Raw genomic sequence first — 21935 nt, 5'->3', positions numbered from 1 at the left:
GGTGGCGCAGCATCGGGTGCGTAGAAAGTGGATCATTGTTGTTCCTGGAGACTCTGGCTGCCGTTTGCCTGTTGCACGGTGAGGCCAGCACGGTCGGGGCACTTCATCCACGCATGGCGTGGATCTACCGGTGGTTCATCCTCACAGGGCATCGATCAGTGGGGCCCATGCGAGGGTGGAACGTCCTGCGCGCCCCACTGCTCGTTCTTGGTGGTATCCAGCTCGAAGTCCAGGGTACCGCCGCGCTGCACGAAACTTGCTGGCAGCCAGCTTGCGTTGCTGGCCTTGCCATCCACCCGCAGCGACTGCACGTACGGCGCATCCATCGCTGCGCCGCGTGCACGCACCACGATCTTCGCGCCCGGGCGGGTGATCACCGCTTCGGTGAACAGCGGGCTGCCGATCACCAGGTCCGCGCGGCCCGGGTACACCGGGTACAGGCCCAGTGCCGACCACACGTACCACGACGACATCTGGCCGAGGTCATCGTTGCCGGGCATGCCCTCGGGCGTGTTGGTCCAGATCTGGCGCATCGCCTGCCGCACGGTTTCCTGGGTCTTCCACGGCTGGCCGAGAAAGTTGTACAGCCACGGCGCGGCGATGGACGGTTCGTTGTCCAGCTCGGCGTGCAGCGGGCCGGACTTGGTCACTGCCCACGTACCGTCGGGCTTGCGGAAAAATGCGTCCAACCGCGCGATGCTGGCCTCCCGACCACCCAGTGCCTCGAACAGTCCGGCCGGATCGAACGGCACCATCCACAGGTACTGCGCACCGCTGCCTTCGACAAAACCTTCGTCGGCGGCCGGGTCGAACGGCGGCCAGCTGCCATCTGCATTGCGCGGCTGGATGTAGCCCTGCTGCGCGGTAGCCTTCGGGTTGTACAGATTGCGCCACCAACCGGAGCGCTCACGGAACTGGCGCGCCCCCTGCGCATCACCGGCGGCCAGCGCCAGTTCGGACAGGCCGAAATCGGCGCTGACCATTTCCAGCGTATCAGCCGCGCTCCCCCACCCCGGTGCCCCTTCGGGCATGTAGTTCAGCGCCAGCCACCGGTCCAGGCCCGGGCGCTGGCCCACGCACAATACCGGGCAGCCACGCGTGTCGAGATCGCGCGCGGTGGGCACCGTCGCGGCCCTTTTCAGTGAAGCGTAGGCGCGTTGCAGATCGAAGTTTCGGCCGCCGAATGCATGGATGGCCGCCAGCGACGGCGGCGACGGATCGCCGTTCATCACGCCGGTGGCGCCGGTGATGTGGGTCCAGCGATCCCACACCCCGCCATTCTGCTCGGCCTGGTTGAGCAGCGACTGCGCCACGTCCGAGCCCACCTGCGGTTGCAGCAGGGTCAGCAACTGCAACTGCGAACGATAGACATCCCAGCCCGAGTAATTGGCGTACTGCGCCTGCTGCCGTTTGGCCAGGGCATGCACATTGCCGTCCATGCCACGGTAACGCCCGTCGCCATCGCTGTGCAGGTTGGGCGCCAGCATGGCGTGGTACAGCGCGGTATAGAACACGGTCCGCTCATCGGGCGTTCCACCCTGCACGCGCACCTGGCCCAGCAGATCGTTCCACTTCGCACGCGTGGCGGCTTGCGTGGCGGCCACGGTGGTGCCCTGCGGACTCTCGCGGCGCAGGTTGGCCCGCGCGCCGGCTTCATCCACATAGGAAATACCGATGCGCGCGGTCACCACCGGCGTGCGCGTGGCATCGAAACGGATCCAGCCACCGGCGCCCTTGCCGGCCGGCGGGTGGCCCTTGCTGCCATAGGTGGTGCCCCCGCCCCCCTCGCGCGCGCCGGCCTGCACCGTGTCATCGCGCCAGGTGCCGCCCACTTCGAACGGCTGGTCGAACTCGGCGACGAAATGCAGGGTGTAGTAGCTCTCACGGCGGTCCTCGGCGAGGTAGCCGCAGAAGTTGCCGCTGGTGACCGAACCACGCACGGTGCGCGTGGCCGGGTCGATGATGATGGTCGAATCGCTGCTGCCCACCTCGCTGTCGGAGGTACGGAACAGCAGGTTGGCCGGCTTGTCGGCCGGGAACTGGAACTGCCCGACCGCAGTACGCGCCGTGGCCGCCAGGCTGACCGCCACGCCGTTGTCGAGGGTAAGTGTGTAGGCGCCGGGGCTGGCCGATTCCTTACGGTGGTCCAGCAGACTGGTGTAACGCATGCCGGCATCAGCCGATGACGGCGACAGTTCCACCGGCAGCGTTACCGGCATCAGCGGAATATCGCCGCTGGCACCGGTGCAGCCGGTTCCGTTGACGTGGGTCAGGCTGAAACCGCGCACGCCGTTGCTGCGCCACTCGTAGCCACCGGGGGCGGCGATGGGAAAGCGCTTGCCCGGCAGTGCGGTCATCTCCGGGCTGAAGGCCACCATCCCGAAGGGCACCGTCGGCCCGGGGTAGACGTTGCCGGCGTTGGTGGTGCCGATGAAAGGATTGACCTCGGCGGCCAGGTCCTGTGCAGGCGCCCGGGCGGCCAGCAGCGGCAGCGGGGACAACGTCAACACCGCGGAAACGACGACCAGCAACGAACGGGACATCGACAACTCCAGTGGAAGGCGGCACGCACGCGCCTTGAATCACCGAGGGTAGTACGCCCTGAGCGGCCTGCGACGGGCCGTAGGTCATGGTTGACGGTATCCGGTCACGCTCGCGGCCATCGGGCCGCGCGCCGATCAGTACAACGTGCCCAGCTTGAACAACGGCAGGTAGGCGGCAAACATGGCGAGCGGAGTTGCCAGCATCACCGCCACGCTGCCGATCAACGCCGACAGCCGCGCACGCCCTGCCACCCAGGCAGCAACCACCAGCGGCGGACCCAGCCAGGCCAGCCCGTAACTGCTGGCGAACAGCTGGGTGATCAGCGGCAGCGGCTGGCCCGCTTCGGCGAACCGCTCAACGAACTGCGGTAGCGCAAACCGACCCAGCACGGTGCAGCCCACGGCAGCGGTGCCGCTGGACAACAGGCCGATCAGCAGCCATCCCCATCCTGAGAGTTCCCGTACAGCCTTTGTCATGAGTGTCCGTGGCAGGAAGGGCCGCCCTGGGGCGGCCCTGTTTACGGCAGTCGAGCATGGCTCGACTCTACAAGGGCAGTCGAGTGAGCTCGACGTTACCGGGCGTTTTTCACGTAGGTGTCGAACCAGTTGAGCATTTCCGAGACCAGCTGCTCGTTCGATTCCAGCGCGGTGTACCAGTGCGGCTCGTTGGGCAGCATCACCAGGCGGGTGGTACCGCCATTGCCACGGATCGCCTGGTACAGCTTGCGCGACTGGAACGGCTCGGTACCGGGGTTGGCATCGTCCTCGCCATGCACCAGCAGCAGCGGCAGCTTGATCTTGTCGGCGTAGAAGAACGGCGACGCCTTCAGGTACACGTCCTGCGCCTGCCACACCGAGCGCCGCTCGTTCTGGAAGCCGAACGGGGTAAAGGTCTTGTTGTACGAGCCACTGGTCGCCACGCCGGCCTTGAACAGGTTGGTGTGCGCAATCAGGTTGGCGGTCATCAGGCCGCCGTGGCTGTGGCCAGTCACGCCGATGCGATTGCGGTCGACCACGCCCATGTCCACGGCCTTGTCCACCGCCGCCTTGGCATCGGCTTCCAGCTGCTCCAGGTAGGTGTCATAGGCGGTCTTCGGATCGCCCACGATGGGGAACGAAGCGTTGTCGATGATCGCGTAGCCGGCCAGCAGCATCAGCCGGTACGGCTGCAGGCGGGTGAAGGTCTGCTGCGAACCGGACACCTGGCCCGCCTGCGCGGCGTTGGCAAAGTCGGCCGGATAGGCATACAGGATGGCCGGCACGCGCTGGCCTTCCTTGTAGCCCGGCGGGGTGTACAGGGTGAAGGACAGATCCACGCCATCGGCGCGCTTGTAGGTCACCAGCTGCTTTTTGATCTGCCGCACTTCCGGGGTCGGGTCGGTCAGCGTGGTCAGCGCGGTGGCGGTGGAGGCGAACTGCGCCTCGCCGTCCTTTGCAGCGGCCACGGCCTCACCCTGCTGGCGCACGAACGCATTCGGCGGGTCCATCACCGACTGGTGCCAGGTCAGGTAGCGGCCGGGCGTGTTGCTGAAGCCGAGGAACTGCTCGTAGGCATCGGCATCGCTGCGGAACAGGCGCTCGCTCTTCAGCGAGCCCAGGTCCAGGCGGTCCAGGAACGGGCGGTCACCCTGCGGTGAAGCCCCCTGCCCGCGCAGGAACACGAAATTGCCGTCCTGGCGCACCACGGCCGCACCGTTGGGCAGGCGCTTGGACACCAGGTTGCCGGGATCGCCGTACAGCTCATCGCTGGACATGTCCCACAGCAGGCGACCTTCCTTCTTCGGCTGGTCGACATCGACGATGCGGGTCTGCACCCAGTGCCGGTTCTCGTCGTTCTCGAACAGGAACGACACCGCCGGGTCGGCCGACCAGGCCAGGCCTTCAAAACGCTGCGCGGTACGGGCGATTTCCACCGGCTTGCCGTTGAACGGCGCCTTCAGCATCAGCACGCGGTCGCGGTGCGGCACGGTCACCTTCCAGTCGCCCTTGTCCAGCGCTTCGGCATAGACCAGGGTGGCCGGATCGGTGGAGCGCCAGTCGAAACCACGCGGGCCTTCGGGCACGCCGTGCACCGGCACGCGGTCGGCCAGCGGCAGGCTGGCAATGGCCGTGCTCTTGCCGGTGGCGATATCCAGCACCGCCACATCGTTGGCGAAGCGCTGGTAGGTGACCGCGTGTGAGAACGGCGCCTTGATCGATTCGGTCAGCACGTGCACGCCATCGGGCGCCGCGCTGACGTCGTTGAAGATCGCGGCGCTGCCCACCGGGCGCACCTGGCCGCTGGCGGTATCGACCACCGCCAACTGCGATGCGCCGTAGTAGGCGAACAGCTTTTCATCGTGCACGCTAGTCAGCGTATCGCGCGCTTCGTAGGTGCTGCTCTCGCCGCTGCTGCCCAGCGATTCCTGTGCATCCGGGCCGGTCGGCACGCCGCCGTTGGACGGCGCGGCGCCCTGGTTGGCCGGCACCAGCTTCACCAGCAGGCTGTTGCTGCCCGCCAGCCACTGCACGGTGCTGCCGAAGATCGGGTTCAACTGCACGCCCGGCACCTGCTTGACCTGGCCGGTGGCGGCATCGCCCACCCACAGCTGCACGCTGTCGGCCACCGCATTCTGGAACGCGAAGTGACGGCCGTCGGCCGACCACTGCGCGCCACCGGCACAGCCCTGCGGCAGCGTCACCGGAGTGGTCTTGCCGCTGGCAATCTCCACCACGCTGAAGTCGGCCACGCAGGCCGGAATGCCGTAACCACCGGGGGTGTCATGGCGGCTGCGGTTCTTCGGCTCCAGGCGCACACCGGCCAGCTTCAGGTACGGCTGGGCCACCCGGGAGATGGAGGGATAGGTCTGCGCGGTGGTCAGCAACAGGCGCTGGCCGCTGGGGTCCATGCTGGGAACCGGCGGCGGCGGCGCCTTCAGCACCTTGAGCAGCTGTTCCGGCGGCTTTGCGTAATCGGCAAGGGCCGGGCCGGCGGCCAACAGGCCGAAGGAAGCAACGGCGACGGCCGCTGCCAGTGACGTACGACGAATGAGCATCCTCAACCCCTGGGTTCGATCCGGTGCCCGCACTACGGGCATGCATCGAATCTAGCACCCCTGTCCCGGCCGTCCATGGGCCGGAAGCAATGCACGCCGGGCATGGCCCGGCGCTACCACGGGCGTCGGCAACCTCCGGTAGCGCCGGGCCATGCCCGGCGAAAGACAGTCGGTGTTCTACTGCTGGGCGTGCAGATCCCAGGTGGTCAGGTAATCGGGGTCCACCACGATGGCGCCCCCGGTGCGCAGCTGGTATTCGCCTGGCTCGGCCGGCCGGTACTGGTCCAGCATCGGCGGCAGATAATGCTCGTGACCATCGTCCTCGTCGGCCAGCACCACGCCCTCTTCGGCGCTGATGCGCAGCACGGTGCCTGAATACTGCTGCTGATCGCGCATCTGGCCATCACCGCCATAACGGGTGATGCCGACCAGCACCACCTTGCCGATCATCTGCTCCGCCTTGGCGTTGTCCAGCGGCGGCAGCATGGGAATGGATTGGTCGCTCATCGGTGCACCTCCAAAGCCTGCAAGTACATCGTGGAAACGCTTGAAGGATGGCAGCTTGCGTACACCACGGCCATCCTGGCCGGTTCAGTCTCCCCACGGCTGGATGCTGCCATTGGCTGCGGCAGGGGGAAGTGAAGATCGGGTCCAATGCAGGGACACGGGTACTGGCAGACAGCAGCCGTTACGTTCAGCGCCGACGCTGCGCGACCTCTGGTACGTTCACCCACTGCAGGAAGCACAGCTGAAGCCCCCCGCATTCATACGGCCGTGGTCACTCCGGCAGCAACAGCCGACTCTGCTCGCTCAGCGCAGCAACGCCCGCGACGGCCAGTCGAAAGCGCGCTCGTGCAGCGCGAAAAAGGAAGTTGGCAGCGTGATCGACAGGCACGCGAGGCCTGACTGCAGCGCCGTTGGGCTGCAGGGACGCAGGCCGTCGAAACGCGTTGCATGCAGACGCTCCTGCGGCGTGTAGGTCAGCGCATAGTCGTAGTCGTATGACCCACCGAACGTTGATGCGGTGTAGAACATCACCGGCTGCTGCAGGCGGTGCGACAGATCGCGCAACCACATACGGAAGGTATCCGGCGCATCCAGGCCGCGCATGTCCACCTGCGTGATATAGGCCTGGAGCTGCTCGCCGACAGTTGCATCGGCCGGCGCCGCGCCTGCATCCGGCAGCAGCCCGGTCCAGTGCACCGCACCCGGCGTGCGCCCGGACTGACTCCCCTCCGGACTGCCCACACCGCGGAGCACCAGCAGGCCCGACTTGCCAACTTCGTGGCGATGCAAGTCCTGCGCCCAAAACGATGCAACCGGGTCCTTCACCACGTATGCCAGGTGCGCGAACGACGATGACGCAGCCCAAGCCATTGCCCGCTCTGTCGCAGCCAGATAGATTTCGTCAACACCCCACGCCATCGCATTGCTCCATTCCGTTGCCAACCGCGTACGCCCGTCGCGGCGGGGGGGCTTAAACGTAAACTGCGCACATCGCATCGATCAACCATCGTCATGCACAGAAGCAAACGATCGCTCATTGCCTCTTCAACGGCAACGCGCAATGCTCAGAAAAGCTCCCTCAGAGAGACCGGAATCATGACTGTTAGACGGCAACCCGTACGCCTCTGCGCGGTGATTCTGGTCATGCTCTCAAGCTCTTGCAGCCACTATTCAGAAGCGCACGAAAGCAAGAACCCAGCAAGGATGGCTAGCGCCACTGCGCCCACCGCGCCCATGGCGCAATCTCTACTGGCCGCTGATCAGCTGTTGAGAAGGGTTGTAGAACTTGCCGCCAGCGTTTCATCCCCGAATGAAATAGACAGAGAAACGCTTGCATCCATGTTCGGCGCGCCCGCGGAAGATCTCGGCGATGGCCGCGTTGGCTACAGCGACAACCTCGGATCGGACTGGACGTTCGCACTGGAGCTTTCCGGAAATGAAAGGACGGGCAAGCGCCTGGACCTCGATTTCTTTGATTCGACACCCTCAAGGTCTGCCAGCACGGAAGCAATCTGCGCAATGGATTTTGAGCAGGCCTCCTCGGAACTTGTCCAGTCGGGATTCTCGAATGCCACCGTCCATGGCGAGCACGGGAGGCCGGTGTCTGAAGCATTTGCAAAGCCTGGAATAGATATATCCGTTGATACGATAGGAACATCAGGCACCCAGGAATCCAAAGGCAAGCGTTGCATTCGCGGGATGACCATCAAGGCGAGCACCGCGCCGACAGCGCAAGGTCCTGGCACCGCGGTCGCAACGGCCTCGGATAACCTGCCCAGCACACCACTGGGCGCCGAGCAGTTGCTGTTGCGTCTGCTCGACCTGATCCAGGCCACAACCTCCGCAAGCGACCTGACCCTCGAGCGCGTATCCGCCGCAGTGCGCGAGCCCGCCCGCACCTTCGCACCCGGTCACTTCGGCTACGGTGGCGCGCTCACTTCAGAGTGGAGCTACGGCCTGGAAGTAAAACAGGCTGGCACGCCGGACGCGCGACTGGATCTGAACTTCATCGACACCGGTCCACAGCAGAAGGCGCAGGCCACCGCCATCTGCCAGGTGGATTTCAACCGCTTCGCAATGGCGCTTCATGCGGTGGGTTTTGCCCGGGAAACGGTGCGCGGCGAGCACGGCCGGACCATCTACCACCGCTTTGCGCGCGCGCAGCTGAGCATCAAGGTGGACACGGTCCCGGAACACGCTGCAGCCAATGGCCAGGCAGTGCACGACTGCGTTCGCCTGGTGAGCGTGCAATAGAAGGCGGTCGGCGGCCCCTCCGAGGCTGCCGGGCACCGGCACAGCGGACGATCCTCCGGCGCTCCCTGCGCACGCCACGCTAGAATGCGCACATGCGCACCGTCCATGCCCTCCGTTACATCACCCCACTCCGCGAAGGGGGTTCCCTGCCCGCCGTGGTCGAGACCGACGACGACGGCATGGCCGTGCTCAAGTTCCGCGGCGCCGGCCAGGGGCCCAAGGCCCTGATCGCCGAGCTGATTGCCGGCGAGATGGCCCGCAGCGTGGGCCTGCCGATTCCGGAAATCCTGTTCGTGGAGCTGGACAGCGAATTCGCCCGCACCGAACCGGACCCGGAGATCCAGGACCTGATCCGCGCCAGCGAAGGCCTGAACCTGGGCCTGGACTACCTGCCCGGCGCGATCAACTACGATCCGGCGGCCATGCCGGTCGATGCCGACCTGGCCTCGCGCATCGTCTGGTTCGATGCCTTCACCAGCAATGTGGACCGCACCACGCGCAACCCCAACCTGATGGTCTGGCACCGCAAGCTGTACCTGATCGACCACGGTGCGGCGATGTACTTTCATCACGACTGGGACAACGCCGCCGATGCGTGCGAGAAGCCGTTCACACTGATCCGCGACCACGTGCTGCTGTCCTTCGCCAGCCGCATCGCCGAGGTGGATGCCGAACTGGCCGCGCGCCTTCCCGATGCGGAAATCGAGCGCATCGTCGGCCTGGTACCGGACAGCTGGCTGGTCAACGAGCCGGCCTTCGACAGCCCGCAGGCGTATCGCCAGGGCTACATCAACTATCTCAAGCACCGCCTGAAGGTACGTGCTGTGTTCGTGCAGGAGGCCATCCGTGCCCACGCTGCACACGTATGACTATGCGGTCATCCGCGTGGTACCGCGGGTGGAACGCGAAGAGTTCATCAACGTCGGGGTGATCGTCTCCTGCCCCGGCGCACGCCATCTTGAAGCGGCCATCGAGATCGACGCGGCGCGGCTGCATGCGTTCGCGCCTGCGCTTGACCAGGACGCGTTGCAGCCGTGGCTGGACGCCATCGTGGCGATCTGCCGCGGCGACGCCAATGCGGGCCCGATCGCGCAGCTGCCCGCGCGCGCGCGTTTCCATTTCCTCACCGCCAAGCGCAGCTCCATCGTGCAGATGTCCAGCACGCACGTGGGCCGCAGCGCCGAACCGGCCGGCGTGGTGGAGCACCTGATGAACAGGATGGTGCGGGTGCCGCAGCGCTGAGCAAGCGAACGGGCGCCGCGCGTGAACGCGCCCGACACACCTGCGCGGTACAGTGAACCGGCTCTGCGAGACACCCGCCCGCCTTCCGCACAGGAGACTGACGTGACCTCACGACGCCGCTTCCTTTCCCTGGCCGCTGCGGCGGCCGCGCTCTCGGCCACTGCACCGCTGTTCGCGCAATCGCCTGCGCCGGGCAGCGTGCTGCCGACCCGCGGCACACCGCGCCCCGGGGCCACGTTGGCCCGCAACGCACCGCACGCGGGTGGCCGTTACCGCCCGCAGACCCGCCTGGGCTTGGGCGGGGCGCCGCTGGGCGGCAGCCTGGCACCCACCACCGATGCGGCCGCGCAGGCCACCATGGCCGCCGCGTGGGCCGCTGGCATCCGCACGTTCGACACCTCGCCGTGGTACGGGCTGGGCCTGAGCGAGCGGCGCATGGGCCGCGAGCTGCATACCCATGCGCCGGACCAGTACACGCTGTCCAGCAAGACCGGGCGCCTGCTGACCGGCACCGCCGGGCCGTTGCAGAAAACCAACTGGCACGACCCGGCCCCGTTCCGCTACGCCTACGACTATTCCGCGGCCGGCACGCGGCGTTCGGTGGAAGACAGCCTGAACCGGCTGGGCGTGGCGCAGCTGGATATCGTGCTGATCCATGATCTTTCGCCCGAGAACACCGACCTGGGCATGCCCTGGGAACAACGCTTCGCCGAGGCCCTGAAGGGCGCCATGCCCGAGCTGACGCGGATGCGCGAGGAAGGCCTGATCAAGGCCTGGGGCTTCGGGGTGAACCGGCCGCAGCCCGCGTTGCGCGCGGTGGCCGAAGCCGATCCGGACATCATGCTGCTGGCCTGCCAGTACTCGCTGCTGGACCACGAAGCCACCCTGCACGACACCTTCCCGAAGCTTGCCGAGAAAGGCGTGTCGGTGATGGTCGGCTCTCCCCTGCTGGCCGGCTATCTGACCGGCCGCGAGCGCTACCTGTACGGCAGTCCGGTTCCCGAGTGGGCACCGGCCAAACGTGCACGCATCGCCGCCATCTGCGAACGCCACGGCATCGACCTGCGCACCGCGGCCCTGCAGTTCGCCGATGCACCCGAGGTGGTGTCCTCGATCATTCCCGGTGCGCGCAGCGCCGAGCAGGTGCAGGCGAACGTCGCCTCGATGGCCATCGCCATTCCCGCCGATTTCTGGGCCGAGCTGAAGCAGGAAAAACTGATTGCCGCCGATGCGCCGGTGCCCGGCAAGCGTTGATCAAAGCGGCAGGCGCCGGGCGATGTAGTTGACCACATTGCCCACCGCGTCCGGATCGACGTTGGCCAGCCCGATCACCACATAACCCTGCTCGGGCAGCACCACGATGGCACTGTTCGACCCCGGCGCGCCGCCTTCGTGCCCGTACTGGCGCTGGCGGTCCTGCCCCTGCACCACGAACCCATAGCCGTACCAGCCCTTGTGGTTCTGTGCGCGTGTGGCCTGCTGCAGCAGCTCCGGCGCGACCAGTGCGCCGCTGCGCAGCGCCTCGCAGAATTTCAGCAGGTCGGCGGCGGTGCTGTAGCCGCCGCCGGCGGACATGCCACGCCAGGGCAGCGTCTTCGTTTCGCGCGCCCACTGCCCCTGCACCCGGGTGTAGGCAACGGCACGCTGCGGCACTTCTACCGATTCCGGCTCGAAGCCGGTGCCGGTCATGCCGGTCGGGCGCAGGATGTGCGCATCCACATAATCGTAGTAAGACTGGCCGGACACCGCCTCGATCAGGCGCCCGAGCACGATGAACCCGTAGTTGGAATAGCTGTCCTGGCTGCCCGGGGTGAACTGCGGCGCATCCTTGGCGAAGCGCTGCACGTAGTCGTCCAGCGTCTTCAATGATGCGGAGTACTGTTCGAAATCATCCGCGAAGAAATCGCCCAGGCCGCTGGTGTGGTTCAGCAGCTGCCGCACGGTCACCGATTCTGCGACGGTCGTGTTGGGGTAGTCCGGCAGGTGTTTGCCGACCGTATCGTCCAGACCAAGCTTGCCGGCCTGCACCAGCTGCAGGATGGCCACCGCGGTGAACATCTTGTTGGACGACGCCAGCCGGAAGCGGGTCTGCGCCGCCACCGGCGTCTTCGCGGCACGGTCGGCCATACCGCCCGTCCAGTCCAGCAGCACGCGCCCGTTCTGCGCGACCAGCACGCTGCCCGACAGCGCATCCTGGGCCGCCAGCGCATCCAGCTTCGCACGCGCATCGGCCATCAACTGCGGCAGCGGAACGCGGGCCGGCTGGTACTGCTCCGGCGTGGGCGTGCCTTCCAGCTGGAACTGCTTCAGCTGTGCCGGATGGGCCGGATCCATCCGTGCATGTACCAGCAGCGCGCGCTCGCTGCGCTCGCCCAGCACCAGCAGGGTGGTCTGCATCGGCGTGCTCTGCCGCACTTCCAACAGCTTCAGCGGCCCGGTGGAGTCGCGGAATTCCAGATAGTCCTGCGGGGTGCTGCCTTCGGTCTTGGCATAGCGCTGGGCAAAGGACTGCAGTTGCTGCAGGCTGCCGGCATTGAACGCGGCCAGCCAGTCATCGGCGGCGGTTCGGGCATCGGGCGCCGGTGGCGTCGCGTTCGCGGCGACCAGGGCCAGAAGCAGTGGAGCCCACAGCACCCGCTGCAGCAGGCGGGCGGAACGACAGCGCACAGCCATGGCGATTCCTTCGCGAACGGAGCGTCAGCACATCCTAGCCGATCGCGCGGCCCGGCCGTGCCATGCTCTGCGGACTGAAGCGCGCCAGGCAGAAATCCAGGAAACTGCGCAGCTTGGGGGTCAGCTGTCGATCACGCGGGTACACCAGGTTCACCCACGGTGACACCGGCACGTAGTCAGGCAACACCTCCACCAGTGCACCGCGCGCCAACGCAGGGGCCAGCATTTCATAGGGCTGCAGGACCAGCCCCAGGCCGCCGAGCGCGGCGGTCAACAGCGGTTCCGCCTGATTGACCAGCAGACGACTGGACACCGCTACGGTCAGCACGTGGTCGTCGCCGCCGCGGAAGCTCCAGCGCGTGCGTATGACCGAGTGGGCAAAGCCCAGGCACTCATGCCGGCTCAGATCGCTGGGATGGGCAATGACCGGGCGCGAGGCAAGGTAACCGGGTGCCGCACACAGCACCAGCGGATACGGCCCCAGCCTGCGCGCCACCAAGCCGCTGTCGACCAGGTCACCGGTACGGAACACCAGGTCATAGCCCTCATCGACGATGTCCACCAGGCTGTTGGACAGGTTCAGGTCCACCTGCACGTCCGGGTACTGCTGCATGTAGGCCACCACTGCTGGACCGAGCGCGTGCACGCCAAAGGTGACCGGCGCACTGATGCGCAGCCGGCCCATCGGCCGTCCGCGCGCAACTTCGGCCAACTGCTCGGCGCCCTCCACCTCCTCCAGGATGATCCGGGCACGCGTCAGGTAGGCCTGGCCAAAGTCGGTCAGGCTCTGCTTGCGTGTGGTGCGATTGAGCAGGCGCACGCCCAGGTGCTGTTCCAGCGCCTGGATGTGCTTGCCCACCAGCTGCGGTGAAAGGTCCAGCGCTTCGGCGGCTGCGGCGAAGGAGCCGGCCTCGGCCACCTTGGCGAAGGTTCGAAGCGGCGCGATAAGGTCCATTGCAAACAATTGTTTTTCAATGAAACCCCAGATTACCCCTTCTCTGCCGAGTCGACCACGCGCACAGTGGGCAGCCTTCCCAGGCGCTCGCGCGCCCTCCCCTATTTCTGGAGCCCCCCATGAGCAGGATTGTCCGCATTCACGACTATGGCACCGCCGAGGTGCTGCGCATCGAGGACATCGATGTGCCCGCCCCCGCCGCCGACGAGATCCAGATCCGGGTGAAGGCCATTGGCCTGAACCGCGCCGAGGTGATGTTCCGCAACGGCGCCTATCTGCAGGAAGCGCAGTTTCCCAGCCGGCTGGGCTACGAAGCAGCCGGCGTGGTCGAAGCGGCGGGCAGCGCGGTGAGCGGTTTCAGCGCAGGCGATGCGGTCAGCGTGGTGCCGCCGCTGGATATCGCCCGCTGGGGCACCTACGGTGAGCTGGCCAACGTGCCGGCACGGCTGGTGGTCAAGCATCCGCCTGCGCTGGGCTTCGAAGCGGCTTCCGCGGTCTGGATGCAGTACGTCACCGCCTGGGGCGCATTGCTGGAGCAGGCACATTTGGCCGCCGGCGATTTCGTCATCATCACCGCCGCCAGCAGCAGCGTCGGCCTGGCCGCGATCCAGATCGCCAATGCGGTGGGCGCAACGCCGATCGCCGTCACCCGCGGCGTTGGCAAGCGCCAGGCCCTGCTGGACGCCGGTGCCGCCCATGTCATTGCCACCGAGGCGCAGGACCTGGCAGCAGAAGTGGCGCGTATCACCCACGGCGCAGGCGCGCGCGTGGTGTTCGACCCCATTGGCGGTCCGCAGTTCGTACCGCTGACCGAGGCCATGGCCCGTGGCGGCATCCTGCTGGAGTACGGTGCGCTCAGCAGCGATCCCACCCCATTCCCGTTGTTCAACGTGCTGGGCAAATCGCTGACGCTGAAGGGCTACCTGTACTCGGAGATCGTTGCAGACGACGCTGCCCTGGCGCGCGCCAAGGCGTTCATCGTGGAGGGTCTGGACAAGGGCACGCTGGCACCGAAGATCGCCAGAGTGTTCCCGTTCGAACAGATCCAGGACGCACACCGTTACCTTGAATCGAATGAGCAGATCGGCAAGGTGGTGGTGACGCTTTAAGCGGCGCTGTGACTGCCCTGCCGCCGGCGCACGGATGCTGGTTCGTCAGGGCAGTTCCGGGTTCAACAGCTCCCGTTCCGTGGGTGCTTCGCCCTTGCAGGTGTCGTAGCGGCGATCCAGCAACGTGCGCGTCTGGCTTGCGCGCAACTGGATGACCTTGTCCTCGCGCACGCAGGGGCTGACCTGGGCGCGCAGAACGAACCTGCCATTGTCGATCCGGTCGATGTCCCGCCCAGCAATGGCCGCTTCCAGTGCGCTGGCACGCACATAGCGGTTGCCGTGGGTATCGAACAGGTAGAACGCGTAGACGGGGACGTTGTAGACACCGTTGTTGTCCTGCCAGACCTGCAGATCCGGCGCGCCGTCTCCGTTCAGATCCGCAACGGTCAACAGCACCGCCGCCGCGCCACGCGCATCGTCACCGGCACGGGTCAGCCGCGGCTGCACGCCGGTCACGGCCACCGCGCGACCGTCGCGGGTCACGTCCATGGCCTGTACCTGGCAGGTGGTCACGTTGTCGGTACCGCTGCAATCGGCCACCTTGAACGTCACCTGCAACGCGGGCGACATCACCCCCGGGCCGGGCTGCAGGGTGATCGTGCCGTGGTCATCGGGCGCGGCATCGGCGGTAAGGGCGGCGACCTGCGCGTGGGTGGGCGGGTTTGCCTTCGCTTCGGCAACCAGTGCCGCCGCCCCGCTGCCCTGCAGCTGACGGGCGCGCAGCAGCGTCATGTGCGTGCGGCATTGCTGCGCATCCAGCGGGTCGGCGGCATCGCCTCTGTCCGGGCAACGGCTGTCACGCTGGGCCAGCCACTGCCGCTGCAGGGCGCGCAGCACGCCCTGGTCGCTGCTGGACATCGCCGATCGCGCGGCAAGGTAAGCCGCGTTGAGCGCATCGTCATGCACCTTGAACTCGGCGTCGACGCAGCGCCGGCGGGCGTCCAGCGCATCGGCGCTGGCCATGCAGGGGGCATAGGCCGGACTCAGGTGGCGCGCATCGCCGGCCAGCAGCTGGGCGCCGCTGGGCAGCCTGCGTGCCTCCGCCGGCTGCGCAGCGGGTGCAGCCCCCATGTACAGGAACAACAACAGAGCCGACACCACGGGCCGGACAGCAAGACAGCGCACGGACATTGCGATTCCTTCGCAGACGGGGCGTGCGGCCATCCTAGCCGATCGCCAGCGGCAACGACGGTCGACTGCTTCTCGCGATCACCTGACCCCCACGCTGCGCGGTAGAGTCGACCGTTTGTCGACTGCCTTTCGCGATTACCTGACACCCGCGCTGCGCGGTAGAGTCGACCGTTGGTCGACTGCCTTTCGCGATCACCTGACACCCGCGCTGCGCGGTAGAGTCGACCGTTGGTCGACTGCCTTTCGCGATCACCTGACACCGCGCTGCGCGCGATAGTCGACCAACGGTCGACTCTACCCCGCCTCGTTGTCCAGCGGCCAGCGGCACCATCCATACGGATACTCGCCCAGCCGGGTTGCCAATCCCGCCCGCACGGGATTGCCCAGGATGTAGCGCGCCTGTTTTCGCAGTGACGCCTCACTGCGGATGGCATGGTCGTAGTAGCCAGGATGCCACAAGGCTCCCTCACGCTCCCGCAGCCTGTTGATCAGGAAACTGCTGCGTCCCTTGAACCGCTGCACGCAGTAGCCGAGTGACTTTTCTCGCAGCTGCACGAGCCAGTGCAGGTGGTCGGGCATGACCACCCACGCGACCGAGGTGGTCAGGCCTTGATGGTCCAATGCGTCCAGCACCTGCATTGCGATGTGGGCGTGGCCGGGATCTTCGAAGATGGGACGACGATCCCTGCAGATCATCGTGATGGCGTACACATTGCCGATGACGGAGCGGCGGCCGACGAGGAGTTGTGGACTGGGCATGTCAACCAGCGTGCCCGTTGTTGGCAATCTTCGGCATCGGAGAGGTGCCGTCTCATCGATCAGGGAGTGCCGTGGCCATGCGTGGGTAGAGTCGACCGTTGGTCGACCATCGCGCGCAGCGCGGGCGTCAGGTGGTCGCGAAAGGCAGTCGACCAACGGTCGACTCTACCGGGCTCGTTTACTGCGGCAACGCGTACGCCATCACGTAATCGCCCTTCGGGGTTTCCATGAAATGGTGACCGGCCGCGACGATCACCACATACTGGCGGCCGCCCTGCGCGTACACCATCGGGTTGGCCTGGCCGCCGGCCGGCAGCTTGGCATGCCACAGTTCCTTGCCGGTCTTCAGGTCGATGGCGCGCAGCAGATCATCGGTGGCGGCGGCGATGAAGATCAGCCCGCTGGCGGTCACCACGGCGCCACCATTGTTGGGCGTGCCGATCTCGATCGGCAGACCGGAACGGATACCGAACGGGCCGTTGCCGCGCGCACTGCCGAACGGGCGGTCCCACAGCAGCTTGCCACTGCGCAGGTCGATGGCGCGGATGCCGCCATAGGGCGGCTGCTTGCACAGCAGGCCGGTGAACGGCAGGCGCCAACCGGCATTGACGTCGATCGCATACGGCGTGCCTACCTGCGGGTCGCCCGCCCCTTCGGCACCGCCCTTGTTGTCGGCGCGGATCTGTTCGCGCGGCAGCCAGCCCTTGCGGTCGGCCTCGGCGCGCGGCACCAGCCGGTTGTAGTTGGGCATGTCGTTGTAGTTGGCGACGATGATGCCGCGCCGCGTATCGATGGCCACGCTGCCCCAATCCGAGCCGCCGTTGTAACCGGGGTATTCGATGGAATGGCGGTCGCTGGTGGGCGGCGTATAGAACCCTTCGTAATGCGCTTTGCGGAACTGGATGCGGCAGACCAGTTGGTCGATGGGGGTCAGCCCCCACATGTCACGCTCGGTCAGGTCATGGTCGCGGCGCAGCGTGTGGTACAGCGAGAACAACTGCGTGGGTGAGCGCTGTTCCGGTTCCACCCCGCCCTGCGGCACCGGCCGCTCTTCGGCCGGTGTCAGCAGCTGGCCATTGCGCCGGTCCAGGATGTACAGGTCGCCCTGCTTGGTCGGCAGCAGGATCGCCGGCACCTTGCCCGCTGCAGTGGGGTAATCGATCAGGCTGGCCTGCGATCCCAGGTCGTAATCCCAGACATCCTTGCGCACGGCCTGGAAGTGCCAGGCGGGCTTGCCGGTGGTCACGTCCATGGCCACCAGCGAGGTGGCGTAGCGGTTCTGGTTTTCGGTGCGCGAACCGCTCCAGTAGTCACCGGCCGAATTGCCCATCGGCAGGTAGACCAGGCCCAGCTGCTCATCACCGGTGGCCGTGGTCCACATGTTGGGTGTGCCGCGGGTGTAGGTCTGGTCGCGGGGCGGCAGCCCGCTGCGCTCGGGCTGGTCCATGTCCCAGGCCCAGCGCAGCTTGCCGGTCATTGCGTCGTAGGCCTGGATGACCCCGGACGGCGCATCGCGGCGCTGGCCGTCCAGCACCTGGTGGCCGGTGATGACCAGGCCGCGCACGATGGCCGGTGGCGAGGTGATGGACACATAGCCCGGCGGCACCTCGCCCATGCCCAGCGTGATGTCCACCTGGCCGTTGTTGCCGAAGGCGGCGCAGGGTCGGCCGGTGTCCGCATCGACGGCGATCAGGCGGCCATCCCGGGTGCCTTCGATGATGCGGGCACTGCAGAACGGCCGGCTGCCGCCCGCGGCCGTGCGGCTGACCGGCGTGGGCGGCGGCGCCGGCAGCGCCAGGTCGGCGGCCACATCGGCCAGCACGGCATCGGCCACCGTGGGCGCGCTGGGTTGTTCGTAATACGCCACGCCGCGGCAGGCGGCGGTATAGGGAATGGAGGCGTCACGCACTTTGGGATCGAACCGCCAGACTTCATTGCCGCTGGCTGCATCCAGCGCGATCAACTGGTTGCGCGCACTGCACAGGTACAGCCGGTTGCCGATCTTCAGCGGCGTGGTCTCCGCGCCCCAGCGCTTGCGGGGTACGTCGCCGGTGCGGAACTGCCAGGCCAGTTGCAGCGTGCCCACGTTCTGCGGGGTGATCTGCTGCAGCGGCGAAAAACGCGTGGCCGCATTGCTGCGACCCCATGCGGACCAGTCCTCTTCGGCGGGTTGGTCGGCTGGCTGCAGCCCGGTGGTGTCACGCGTCGGGTCAAGGCCGGCACTGACCGCAGCTTCGGGGTACGGCTGCTGGCCGTCCACTTCGCCGTGCGGCGCGAACGCCAGCGCGAAGGCGGCCACGAACACCAGCACCAGCACGCCACCCACGCTGCGCGACAACCGCTTGGGCACCGGCGTGCGCAGGGTGGGCGCCACGAAGGCCAGCACGATGCCCAGCGCGGTCACCATGCCCAGCCGCGGCACCCAGCGCCAATAGTCGCTGCCCGATTCCCACCAGGTCCACAGCAGGGTGCCGACGAACAGCACCGCGTAGACCAGCGCGCCGCTGCGTCGATTGCCCCACAGCAGGATGCCACTGGCGAGCAGGCCGACGCCGGCAATGGCGTAGTACCAGGAACCACCCAGCTGACCCAGCCACGCCCCCAGGCCACCGATCACCAGCCCCAGCACGACCAGCAGCAGGGCCAGCACGGTCACCAACGGGTGGCGGGACACAACGGGGGCGGCGGACTGCGGCGTGGCGGACATCGTTGATCTCCGGGGGCAGCATGGCCTGTTATCCCATCGTCGCCGTGAAGTGCGCGTGCTGTGAGTCCGGAAACAACAACGCCGGCACGAGGCCGGCGTTGTCGAGAGGGCGTTGCGACGCGGGCTTACGCCTGCGGCGCGTCCTCGCTGGGTGCGGCGACTTCGGCCGGGGCGGCAGCGGCCACCTCGTCCTCGTCCTCGTCGATCGAGGCATCCATGCGCTCCACCGCCTGCAGCTTCTCATCCTTGGACAGACGGATGAGGGTCACGCCCTGGGTGTTGCGGCCCACGCGGCTGATCTCCGAACCGCGGGTACGCACCAGGGTGCCGCCGTCGGAGATCAGCAGCACTTCATCGCCCGACCCCATCAGCACCGCGGCGACCAGCTTGCCGTTGCGCTCGGTGGTCTGGATGCCGATCACGCCCTGCGTGCCACGACCCTTGCGCGGGTAATCCGGCAGCGGGGTGCGCTTCCCATAGCCGTTTTCGGTAGCGGTGAGGATGTACTGCACGCTGGCGTCGTCGGCACCGTCGATCACCGCATCGCCAGTGGCGGCGGTTTCCTCGACACCGTTGTCGTCCTCGTTTTCGTCCTCGATGCCACCGGCACTTTCGGCCACGATCAGGCTGACCACTTCCTCGCCGGCCGGCATCTTGATGCCGCGCACGCCGGTAGCGGTACGGCCCATCGAGCGGACCTTGTCTTCGCCGAAGCGCACGGTCTTGCCGTTGGAGGCGAACAGCAGGATGTCACGCTCGCCGTCGGTCAGGCCGACGCCGACCAGGGCATCGCCTTCATCCAGATTGATCGCGATCTTGCCGCGGGCCAGACGGAAGGCGAACTCGCTCAGCGGGGTCTTCTTCACCGTGCCGTTCTTCGTGGCGAAGAACACGAACTGGCCATCGGCGTACTCACGCACCGGCAGCACGGCCTGCACGCGTTCGCCTGGCTCCAGCGGGATCCAGTTGATGATCGGACGGCCGCGCGCGTTGGAACCGGCTTCGGGCAGCTGGTACACCGGCAGCCAGAACACCTTGCCCGAACTGGTGAAGGTCAGCAGCGTGTCGTGCGTATTGACCAGCCACAGCTGTTCGATGAAATCCTCTTCCTTGGTCGCCGCGGCACTGCGGCCACGGCCACCGCGGCGCTGCGCGCGGTAGACGCTGACCGGCTGGCGCTTCACGTAACCGGCGTGGGACACGGTGACCACCACGTCTTCCGGCGCGATCAGGTCCAGGATGTCCAGGTCTTCTTCGCTGTGGCGGATTTCGGTACGACGCTCGTCGCCGAACTCGGCCTTCACGTTGATCAGCTCTTCGCGGATCACCTGCAGCAGGCGGTCGGGATCTTCCAGGATGTGGATCAGCCCGGCGATCACTTCCAGCAGCTGCTTGTATTCCTCGGTCAGGCGGTCCTGCTCCAGCCCGGTCAGGCGGTGCAGGCGCATTTCCAGGATCTGGGTGGCCTGGATCTCGGTCAGCTGGTAGCCGCCCTCGATCAGGCCCACGCCCTTGGGCAGGTCTTCCGGACGCGAGGCTTCGGCACCGGCGGCGCCCAGCATCGAACCGACCAGACCCGGCTCCCACAGGCGGGCGAGCATGCGTTCGCGCGCTTCGTTGGGGTTCGGCGAGGTCTTGATCAGTTCGATCATCTCGTCGATGTTGGCCAGCGCCACGGTCAGGCCTTCCAGCACGTGGGCACGGGCGCGCGCCTTGCGCAGCTCGAACACGGTGCGGCGGGTGACCACTTCGCGACGGTGGCGGACGAAGGCCTCCAGCATCTGCTTGAGGTTCATCAACTGCGGGCGGCCATCGACCAGCGCCACCATGTTGATGCCGAACACCGATTCCATCTGCGTCTGCTGGTACAGGTTGTTCAGCACAACCTCGGCAGATTCACCGCGCTTGATCTCGATGTAGATGCGCATGCCGTCCTTGTCGGACTCATCGCGCAGCTCGCTGATGCCTTCGATCTTCTTTTCCTTGACCAGCTCGGCGATCTTTTCGATCAGACGCGCCTTGTTCACCTGGTAAGGAATTTCAGTGACGATGATCGATTCGCGGCCGTTGTCGGCCACTTCGATATCGGCCTTGGCACGGATGCGCACGCGGCCACGGCCAGTGCGGTAGCCGGCGACGATGCCGGCGGTGCCGTTGATGATGCCAGCGGTCGGGAAATCCGGGCCCGGGATGTACTCCATCAGGCCGTCGACATCGATTTCCGGGTTGTCGATCAGCGCGATGCAGGCATTGATCGATTCGCTCAGGTTGTGCGGCGGGATGTTGGTGGCCATGCCCACCGCGATACCGGCCGAACCGTTGACCAGCAGGTTCGGGAACCGGGTCGGCATGACCGTCGGTTCCAGTTCCTTTTCGTCGTAGTTGGGCTGGAAATCGACGGTTTCCTTGTCGATGTCCGCCATCAGCTCGTGGGCGAGGCGGGACATGCGGGCTTCGGTGTAACGCATCGCCGCGGCGGAGTCGCCGTCGATCGAACCGAAGTTACCCTGGCCATCGACCAGCATGTAGCGCAGCGAGAACGGCTGTGCCAGGCGCACCAGCGTGTCGTAGACCGACTGATCGCCGTGCGGGTGGTACTTACCGATCACGTCACCGACGATACGCGCCGACTTGAAGTAAGGCTTGTTGCTGTGCGCGTTCAGTTCGTTCATCGCGAACAGCACACGGCGATGCACGGGCTTGAGGCCATCGCGCGCATCGGGCAGCGCACGCCCCACGATCACGCTCATGGCGTAATCGAGGTAGCTCTTGCGCATCTCGTCTTCCAGGTTGACCTGGATGATTTCCTTGGCGGTTTCTGCCATTCGGGTTCCGTTGTCTGGTAGCGGTCCAGTCCGGCGCAGCCCACTGCGGGAGGGGTCGTGCCGGAACCTCGATTCAACCTGCCGATACTACCACAACGGGCCGTTTTCCGCCCGTGTTTACGGGGGTTTTACCGGCACAAATCAGGAACTTAGGGGGTAGCCGGCACGACCGGGGCCGGGGTCAGATCCCTTTCCG

The 21935-nt window shown here is 66.5% G+C and carries 16 protein-coding genes; 5 read left to right on the top strand and 11 right to left on the bottom strand.

Features of this window, described 5'->3' with window-relative positions:
* Window positions 1-155: 155 nt before the first annotated feature.
* From AC06FA_RS11790 to AC06FA_RS11770, 5 genes are all read right to left on the bottom strand, one after another.
* The gene (locus AC06FA_RS11790; RefSeq protein ID WP_478068454.1) at window positions 156-2543 is read right to left on the bottom strand and encodes a GH92 family glycosyl hydrolase; all 2388 of its coding nucleotides are present in this window, start codon (window positions 2541-2543) and stop codon (window positions 156-158) included.
* Window positions 2544-2678: 135 nt separating this feature from the next.
* Entirely contained in the window at window positions 2679-3020 is a 342-nt protein-coding gene (locus AC06FA_RS11785) for a hypothetical protein (protein WP_478068453.1), read from the bottom strand.
* A 95-nt stretch (window positions 3021-3115) separates the two neighbouring features.
* Window positions 3116-5578 (bottom strand): S9 family peptidase, encoded by a 2463-nt coding sequence (locus tag AC06FA_RS11780; RefSeq protein WP_478068452.1) that lies wholly within the window; start codon window positions 5576-5578, stop codon window positions 3116-3118.
* Window positions 5579-5755: 177 nt separating this feature from the next.
* Window positions 5756-6085 carry a hypothetical protein gene (locus tag AC06FA_RS11775; RefSeq protein WP_478068451.1) on the bottom strand — a complete coding sequence of 110 codons (330 nt, stop codon included), beginning with the start codon at window positions 6083-6085 and terminating at the stop codon, window positions 5756-5758.
* A gap of 303 nt (window positions 6086-6388) precedes the next feature.
* On the bottom strand, window positions 6389-7003 hold the full coding sequence (locus AC06FA_RS11770; RefSeq protein WP_478068450.1) for a hypothetical protein: 615 nt from the start codon (window positions 7001-7003) through the stop codon (window positions 6389-6391).
* A 285-nt stretch (window positions 7004-7288) separates the two neighbouring features.
* Here AC06FA_RS11770 and AC06FA_RS11765 point away from each other — a divergent pair, with 285 nt between their 5' ends.
* The 4 genes from AC06FA_RS11765 (at window position 7289) to AC06FA_RS11750 (ending at window position 10834) form a co-directional block, all read left to right on the top strand.
* Window positions 7289-8338: a hypothetical protein gene (locus tag AC06FA_RS11765; protein WP_478068449.1), complete on the top strand. Its 1050-nt coding sequence runs from the start codon at window positions 7289-7291 to the stop codon at window positions 8336-8338.
* A gap of 92 nt (window positions 8339-8430) precedes the next feature.
* Window positions 8431-9207 (top strand): HipA family kinase, encoded by a 777-nt coding sequence (locus tag AC06FA_RS11760; RefSeq protein ID WP_478068448.1) that lies wholly within the window; start codon window positions 8431-8433, stop codon window positions 9205-9207.
* On the top strand, window positions 9185-9580 hold the full coding sequence (locus tag AC06FA_RS11755; RefSeq protein WP_478068447.1) for a DUF3037 domain-containing protein: 396 nt from the start codon (window positions 9185-9187) through the stop codon (window positions 9578-9580). The genes AC06FA_RS11760 and AC06FA_RS11755 overlap by 23 nt, the downstream gene beginning before the upstream one ends.
* 102 nt (window positions 9581-9682) lie before the next feature.
* Entirely contained in the window at window positions 9683-10834 is a 1152-nt protein-coding gene (locus AC06FA_RS11750; RefSeq protein ID WP_478068446.1) for an aldo/keto reductase, read from the top strand.
* Here the strand turns inward: AC06FA_RS11750 and AC06FA_RS11745 are convergent, their stop codons facing one another.
* Window positions 10835-12253: a serine hydrolase domain-containing protein gene (locus AC06FA_RS11745; protein ID WP_478068445.1), complete on the bottom strand. Its 1419-nt coding sequence runs from the start codon at window positions 12251-12253 to the stop codon at window positions 10835-10837.
* A gap of 34 nt (window positions 12254-12287) precedes the next feature.
* Entirely contained in the window at window positions 12288-13208 is a 921-nt protein-coding gene (locus tag AC06FA_RS11740) for a LysR substrate-binding domain-containing protein (protein WP_478068444.1), read from the bottom strand.
* A 119-nt stretch (window positions 13209-13327) separates the two neighbouring features.
* Here AC06FA_RS11740 and AC06FA_RS11735 point away from each other — a divergent pair, with 119 nt between their 5' ends.
* Window positions 13328-14317 (top strand): zinc-dependent alcohol dehydrogenase family protein, encoded by a 990-nt coding sequence (locus AC06FA_RS11735; protein ID WP_478068443.1) that lies wholly within the window; start codon window positions 13328-13330, stop codon window positions 14315-14317.
* Window positions 14318-14362: 45 nt separating this feature from the next.
* Here the strand turns inward: AC06FA_RS11735 and AC06FA_RS11730 are convergent, their stop codons facing one another.
* The 4 genes from AC06FA_RS11730 to gyrA form a co-directional block, all read right to left on the bottom strand.
* The gene (locus AC06FA_RS11730; RefSeq protein ID WP_478068442.1) at window positions 14363-15448 is read right to left on the bottom strand and encodes a lysozyme inhibitor LprI family protein; all 1086 of its coding nucleotides are present in this window, start codon (window positions 15446-15448) and stop codon (window positions 14363-14365) included.
* A gap of 294 nt (window positions 15449-15742) precedes the next feature.
* On the bottom strand, window positions 15743-16207 hold the full coding sequence (locus AC06FA_RS11725; RefSeq protein ID WP_478068441.1) for an REP-associated tyrosine transposase: 465 nt from the start codon (window positions 16205-16207) through the stop codon (window positions 15743-15745).
* 178 nt (window positions 16208-16385) lie between these two features.
* Complete coding sequence (locus AC06FA_RS11720) at window positions 16386-18914, bottom strand: membrane-bound PQQ-dependent dehydrogenase, glucose/quinate/shikimate family (protein WP_478068440.1); 2529 nt, start codon at window positions 18912-18914, stop codon at window positions 16386-16388.
* Between the two features lie 125 nt (window positions 18915-19039).
* Window positions 19040-21739: a DNA gyrase subunit A gene (gene gyrA, locus AC06FA_RS11715; RefSeq protein WP_478068439.1), complete on the bottom strand. Its 2700-nt coding sequence runs from the start codon at window positions 21737-21739 to the stop codon at window positions 19040-19042.
* Window positions 21740-21935: the final 196 nt, after the last annotated feature.

The organism is Stenotrophomonas sp. Steno-C17 (genome assembly GCF_056393165.1).
The sequence above is the reverse complement of the archived record's forward strand: the minus strand, read 5'-3'. Positions and strand labels throughout refer to the sequence as shown.

What these genes read in the sequence shown, in the direction of transcription:
- AC06FA_RS11790 (WP_478068454.1), bottom strand. Translation starts at nt 2,543, where the DNA reads ATGTCCCGTTCGTTGCTGGTCGTCGTTTCCGCGGTGTTGACGTTGTCC.
- AC06FA_RS11785 (WP_478068453.1), bottom strand. Translation starts at nt 3,020, where the DNA reads ATGACAAAGGCTGTACGGGAACTCTCAGGATGGGGATGGCTGCTGATC.
- AC06FA_RS11780 (WP_478068452.1), bottom strand. Translation starts at nt 5,578, where the DNA reads ATGCTCATTCGTCGTACGTCACTGGCAGCGGCCGTCGCCGTTGCTTCC.
- AC06FA_RS11775 (WP_478068451.1), bottom strand. Translation starts at nt 6,085, where the DNA reads ATGAGCGACCAATCCATTCCCATGCTGCCGCCGCTGGACAACGCCAAG.
- AC06FA_RS11770 (WP_478068450.1), bottom strand. Translation starts at nt 7,003, where the DNA reads ATGGCGTGGGGTGTTGACGAAATCTATCTGGCTGCGACAGAGCGGGCA.
- AC06FA_RS11765 (WP_478068449.1), top strand. Translation starts at nt 7,289, where the DNA reads ATGGCTAGCGCCACTGCGCCCACCGCGCCCATGGCGCAATCTCTACTG.
- AC06FA_RS11760 (WP_478068448.1), top strand. Translation starts at nt 8,431, where the DNA reads ATGCGCACCGTCCATGCCCTCCGTTACATCACCCCACTCCGCGAAGGG.
- AC06FA_RS11745 (WP_478068445.1), bottom strand. Translation starts at nt 12,253, where the DNA reads ATGGCTGTGCGCTGTCGTTCCGCCCGCCTGCTGCAGCGGGTGCTGTGG.
- AC06FA_RS11740 (WP_478068444.1), bottom strand. Translation starts at nt 13,208, where the DNA reads ATGGACCTTATCGCGCCGCTTCGAACCTTCGCCAAGGTGGCCGAGGCC.
- AC06FA_RS11735 (WP_478068443.1), top strand. Translation starts at nt 13,328, where the DNA reads ATGAGCAGGATTGTCCGCATTCACGACTATGGCACCGCCGAGGTGCTG.
- AC06FA_RS11730 (WP_478068442.1), bottom strand. Translation starts at nt 15,448, where the DNA reads ATGTCCGTGCGCTGTCTTGCTGTCCGGCCCGTGGTGTCGGCTCTGTTG.
- AC06FA_RS11725 (WP_478068441.1), bottom strand. Translation starts at nt 16,207, where the DNA reads ATGCCCAGTCCACAACTCCTCGTCGGCCGCCGCTCCGTCATCGGCAAT.
- AC06FA_RS11720 (WP_478068440.1), bottom strand. Translation starts at nt 18,914, where the DNA reads ATGTCCGCCACGCCGCAGTCCGCCGCCCCCGTTGTGTCCCGCCACCCG.
- gyrA (WP_478068439.1), bottom strand. Translation starts at nt 21,739, where the DNA reads ATGGCAGAAACCGCCAAGGAAATCATCCAGGTCAACCTGGAAGACGAG.